This is a genomic window from Palaeococcus sp. (in: euryarchaeotes) (assembly GCF_053987695.1).
Map to the genome: position 1 here is coordinate 1 of NZ_JBMXHE010000106.1, position 5,312 is coordinate 5,312.

Below are 5,312 nucleotides of genomic sequence, written 5' to 3' on the forward strand. Positions count from 1 at the left end.
AACCTTCGTTTTCCTTAAAGAGAATGCTGACGACATTTGTTTTGTTTGGAATGAACCCATCAACTATAGCGAACTTTTGATCAGGGAACTCATCCGCAACCTGCTTGACTGCATCGGTCATCATGAATCCCACGGCTATAATGACATCATATTCACCCTTCTGTGCCAGTGCCCTCAAGTTTGGAAGGTAGTCCGTTTCCTGCTTGCTCTGGACTTCCTTAAGCTCCAGGTTGAAATCCTTGGCAGCCTTTGAAGCACCCAAGTATGCCATATCATTGAAGCTCAAATCACCCCTTCCACCAACGTCATAAACAACGGCTATTTTCCCACTATACTGTGGTTGTGTTCCCGTTTGTGTGGTAGTGCCGCCTCCACCAGTACAGCCACTTACAACCACTGCAAGGGCTAAAACACCTATTAACACCAGGCTGAAAATTTTCTTCTTCATCCACGCACACCTCAAAGATAGTTTTCATCGGGATATCCCAATAATACAATATATATCTTGTGGTCATACTGTTAGGATAAGGAGAATGCTTTGATAATGGCAGTAAAAGAGGATAAAATTATAACCATTATCAAGCACACCACAATTATCCGGACAGTACCCTTGTGGTTAGAGAAAAATTTGGTTTAAGCCAGACATGGGGGTGAGTGCATTGCTCATGGAAATAGCGGATCTTGAGAAAGGTGTCATCCTTTTAACAGGAGATGCAAAAAAATTAGCCAGAGCATATATGAAGGCGTGGCTCTCTCAAGGAAAAACATTTCTCGCTGAAAGATTACCCTTTGGGATTGATGAGTTCGGTGAGAACGTGTTTATAGGATCTCCCTATGAAGGAGTGACTTTCGATGGATATATAATTGTAAATCCATTATCACGATCAAAAAATGAACGTGCAAGGCTTTACAGCTGGATTAAAGAGAACAGGGGCAGGATTATCCTCCTCTACGAAACAAAATATGTGAAGGACTCAATAACCCGTTATGGAATTAAAGAATTCATTGATTATCTAGTTGCATATAAGAGGGAGACCGCAGGCTTTGAGCGTGTTGACATCTATAAAATGGAAGATGGGAAAGTTGTAAAGAAGAAAAGCTACATACGGAGAATCTAAATGATTCCTAGGCTTTTGAGGATATCTCTTGGAGATTTTCCGAACCTTACATTTCCCTTGACAAATAGGGCACTCCTGATGTCTGGTTCCTTTCTCATGCGCTCCATAAGAACACTGGCAAGCTCTTCTGGAGCTCCAAATTTTATCTCCCCCCTTCTCAGCATGCATATATCCTTTTCACTTCGGGTATAGGGTGCCGGAAGTGCATAGAGGAGATACGCATCATTTAGTTTGGTGAGGGTTTCCCCAAGTATCATAAGCTCCTCATAAATCCGCCATTTTTCTGCGGGAATATCCCGCCAGGCATTCTGATTCACGGGGCAATGTCCATGTCCTATCTTAATGCCATAGTAAATCCCCATTGTTATGAACTCTTTTGCTTTGCCGATGGCTTCTTCTAGTGATTTTCCCTTTGCAAGATTGGCTGTTATTGCGGCGGAAAAGGAGCATCCCGTCCCATGAGTGCACCCCTTGACAAACGGCGCTCTATACTCCCGGAATTTTCCATTATAATAGAGCACATCAATGGCTTCATGTCCCTTTAAATGTCCTCCCTTTACTATAACAGCACCGGCACCTAGCTCTTTAACTATGATCTTTGCCGCTCTTTTAGCATCCTCCCTGCATTTAATCTCTATCCCACTCAATTTCTCTGCCTCTGGGATGTTCGGTGTTACAAGAGTCGCTATTGGAAGTATGTATTCTATGAGGGCTTCAACCGCATCTTCCCTAAGGAGAGGAGCACCACTCTTTGCTATCATAACCGGATCAACAACCAGGGGAAAGCCATACTTCTCTACGGTTTTTGCAACAGCTTTTATTATTTCCGCATTGCTGAGCATTCCCGTCTTTGCCGCGTCCACACCTATATCGTCCGCAACCGCCTCAATTTGCTTTGCAACAACATCCGGAGAGATATCATAAATCGCTCTAACTTCCTGTGTGTTTTGAGCCGTCACAGAAGTGATAGCCACCAAACCGTGGACTCCGAAGGAAGCGAACGTCTTTAAGTCCGCTTCAATACCAGCCCCACCTCCACTATCGCTCCCGGCTATTGTTAGAGCTTTTCTCATAAAAATCACCCCAAATACTTATCAATTATCCTTCTCATATCTCGTGTAGCTTTTTTAACATCAGGGGCACCCACGATTGAGGATATGACAGCGATACCGTCCACACCGAGCTTCAAGACATCTTCGACATTCTCATGGTTTATACCTCCAATGGCAACCACAGGGATTTTAACGCTTTTCAAGATCTCTTTAAGCCCTTCTAGTCCCAAATAGCGTGCATCCTTTTTGGTGCTCGTTGGAAAGACCGCACCTGCCCCCAAATAGTCCGCTCCATCTTTTTCGGCACGTGTAGCTTCATTCAGGCTGTAAACTGAAGCTCCTATTATCAGATTTGGGGCTATTTCTTTCACGAGAGTTACTGGCATGTCATCGAGCCCCACTTGAACTCCATCTGCATTAACTGCCAAGGCAACGTCCACCCTATCATCCACAAAGAATAGAGCACCATATTCTTTCGTCAGCTTCCTGAGCTCCTTACCCACCTTGATCATTTCCCTTGTGGAGGCATTTTTTATGCGCATCTGTATCGCTGTGGCACCACCTTCAAGAGATTCTCTCGCGGTCAAAATCTCGTCTTTGAGCCTCCTATCCGTAATAACGTACAGCTTAAGTTTCTCCTTAAGGTTCAACTCTCCTCACCTTCGCCCTCTCTTTTATTAATTCACAGTCCATCCTGTAGAGCCAGTCATACAGCTTAACATGAAAGCTTCCCGGGTATTTAGCTTCTTCGTAGGCTTTTTCTGCCGCGATTCCAAAGATTACAAGTGCCGAAACTGCAGCCCGTAGGGGCTCATCAATCGCCACAAAAGCTCCCGTAAGTGAAGTTACCATGCACCCCGTTCCCGTCACCCTTCCAAGCATCTTATGTCCATTTTCAACCGCGTAGATGTCCCTTCCATTGCTCACATAGTCAACCGCACCTGTAACGGCAACCACTGTGTTGAACTCCTTTGAGGCTTCTAACGCCAGTTTTTTTGCTTCCTCCATGTCATAGGCAGCACTATCGACACCCCGGGTCTTTCCGTGCTCACCTAAGAGAGCTTTAATCTCTCCAAAATTTCCTCTCAAAATTGTTATATCACCCATATCCAAGAGCTTTAAAGATGTTTTAGTTCTCAGCCGGGTAGCTCCTGCTCCGACAGGGTCCAAAATTATGGGTTTCCCCAGCTCGCTCGCTATCTCCACGGCTTTTTCTATGGAGGCGATCCAGTGCTCATCCAGGGTTCCTATGTTGACTACAAGAGCATCCGCTATTTTAATCATGTCTTCAAGCTCGTCCCTCGCGTGTGCCATGACGGGAGAGGCTCCTATTGCCAGGAGGGCGTTTGCGGTTGTGTTCATCACAACGAAATTTGTTATGTTCTGGACCAAAGGTCTTTTTTCTCTAAGTTTTTCCAAATTCTTGCATATCCACTCCATATTATCACCTCCTTTCGCTTAAATAATACAGTACGGCAACCAAAAGGAAGGTAGGGATGCTGGAGCCAAGCTTAAAGCCCAGCTCACTTAAAATGGGGATGTGTATTCCAAACAGTCCTTCCACTGCGAGCCCCATGTAAAAGAGAAAGCCCAGCGCCCATATCCCTAACGCCCTCTTGTTATATCCCTTAAACTTCCCTTCCTCATTCAATAGCTCCTCCGCACTGTAAGCCTTTTTAACCAAAAAGTAGTCAGTCAGCATTATTGCCGCCAATGAGACAAAAGCTCCCCCTATTAGCGAGAGAAAGCCTTCATACTGATCCACCGGGAATACAAGTGCCAGAAGGGTTCCCAAAGCACCAATGAAGAGGACTTGTTTCTTTGCATTGGCTCCTGGAGAAATGTTCTTGTAAGTTATTACAGCTGAATAAACATCCAAAAATGTTGTTGTCACTGTCGAGAAGAGTATTATGAGCATCGCTGGTATTCCAACGCCATAGGACACTATAATTCCAATTGGATCACTTTTCCCAACGGCAATATTTGTCAGTGCACCCACGAAGTAGAAGAGGCTCGATGATATGAAATAACCGAGGTATGTTCCCCAGAATGCACCCCTCTTCTCCTTTGCAAACCTGGAATAGTCGGCTATTAAAGGAGCCCATGAAAGAGGCATTGCAATTACAAGGTCCAGAGCTAGCATAACCCCTATTTCCCCCGTACCCGGTTTTGAGAGGAGTTCGCTCAAAGGAAACTGCTTGAGCGTTATATAAGTCAGCCAGAGGCTCAGGAGTAGAAGGAGGGAAGCTGCAAATTTTTCCAAGGATTCCCAGTTTTTGGGTCCTATGTATGTCCAGAGCGTTACGAGCAAGCCGAGGATTATTATCCAGAGGGCATAGTTTTGGAATCCAAAGGTACCCGAAACGGCATTCATTGCATTTGCACCAACTATGAGCATTATTGCAGTCCAGCCGATTAGCTGAAGATAGTTTAAGGTAGAGGGAAGGATGGAGCCTTTTACTCCAAGGGCACCTCTTGAGAGCACCATGGTTGGGAGTCCTGTTTCTTCACCTTCCAATGCAATTAACGCCATAACTGCATTTCCGATGAGATGCCCAAAGAGTATCACTCCAATTGCTGCCCATAAGGATAGAGCCGGCGTTAAAAGGGCTCCTGCCCAGAATTCCGCTATACTGATACCAGCACCAAACCATATTGCAAAGAGTGTTATGAGAGAGAATCTTCTATTCTCCCTCTTAACGGGAGTTATCTCATAACCTTCCTCGACCATCAGCCTCACCTAGAAGTACTCCTCCTCGGGTTTTATAACTCTTTTGTTGAAATTTATAACCTAATTATAAAAAGGCTTAAAAGACTTCTCAAAGAATTTAAAATGCCCCATGAAGAGCGGTTTCGGAACTGAACTATGATGATACCAGCTATCGCTGAGGGCTGTTTTTGTGCTTTATCCTCCTGTTTCGATTGTGTTTCATCGAAAAGAAACCTCAGAAGAAATGATGCAGAGAGATTATTATAATTTGCATGCGTATTTTATTATGTAATCATGAGTTAGGAAAAATGAGCTTGAGTTCTTGAAAAGAAAGTGGAGGAAGAATGCAAAATGGATCAAAGAGAAAGATGAGGATATGATGGATTTGCAGGATTTGAAAAAAGCCGTTAGGGATCGGGCTTATGATCGGAC

General features: G+C 44.4%; 5 protein-coding genes and 1 pseudogene. 1 reads left to right on the forward strand and 5 read right to left on the reverse strand.

The window, feature by feature from the left end:
* The coding region (locus ACXJGZ_RS08255; protein WP_456399034.1) for a BMP family lipoprotein at nucleotides 1-448 on the reverse strand (448 nt) is incomplete at its 3' end.
* A gap of 217 nt (nucleotides 449-665) precedes the next feature.
* Here ACXJGZ_RS08255 and ACXJGZ_RS08260 point away from each other — a divergent pair.
* A complete protein-coding gene (locus tag ACXJGZ_RS08260) occupies nucleotides 666-1,118 on the forward strand; it encodes a hypothetical protein (RefSeq protein ID WP_456321867.1) in 453 nt (150 codons plus the stop codon).
* 5 nt (nucleotides 1,119-1,123) lie between these two features.
* On the opposite strand, the pseudogene thiD reads toward ACXJGZ_RS08260, so the two are convergent.
* The 4 genes and pseudogenes from thiD to cytX all read right to left on the reverse strand — a co-directional run.
* Nucleotides 1,124-2,191: pseudogene (gene thiD / locus ACXJGZ_RS08265) on the reverse strand (bifunctional hydroxymethylpyrimidine kinase/phosphomethylpyrimidine kinase); the annotation flags it as partial.
* A gap of 5 nt (nucleotides 2,192-2,196) precedes the next feature.
* Nucleotides 2,197-2,820: a thiamine phosphate synthase gene (gene thiE / locus ACXJGZ_RS08270; protein ID WP_456321864.1), complete on the reverse strand. Its 624-nt coding sequence runs from the start codon at nucleotides 2,818-2,820 to the stop codon at nucleotides 2,197-2,199.
* Complete coding sequence (gene thiM, locus ACXJGZ_RS08275; protein ID WP_456399035.1) at nucleotides 2,810-3,610, reverse strand: hydroxyethylthiazole kinase; 801 nt, start codon at nucleotides 3,608-3,610, stop codon at nucleotides 2,810-2,812. Before thiM ends, thiE begins: the two co-directional genes overlap by 11 nt.
* Nucleotides 3,611-3,614: 4 nt before the next feature.
* Nucleotides 3,615-4,901, reverse strand: coding sequence for a putative hydroxymethylpyrimidine transporter CytX (gene cytX / locus ACXJGZ_RS08280; RefSeq protein ID WP_456321866.1), 1,287 nt, complete (start codon nucleotides 4,899-4,901; stop codon nucleotides 3,615-3,617).
* Between the last annotated feature and the right edge of the window lie 411 nt (nucleotides 4,902-5,312).

Excerpts from the sequence above, each read along its gene's own strand:
- ACXJGZ_RS08260 (WP_456321867.1), top strand. The coding sequence starts at position 666 with ATGGAAATAGCGGATCTTGAGAAAGGTGTCATCCTTTTAACAGGAGAT.
- thiM (WP_456399035.1), bottom strand. The coding sequence starts at position 3,610 with ATGGAGTGGATATGCAAGAATTTGGAAAAACTTAGAGAAAAAAGACCT.
- cytX (WP_456321866.1), bottom strand. The coding sequence starts at position 4,901 with ATGGTCGAGGAAGGTTATGAGATAACTCCCGTTAAGAGGGAGAATAGA.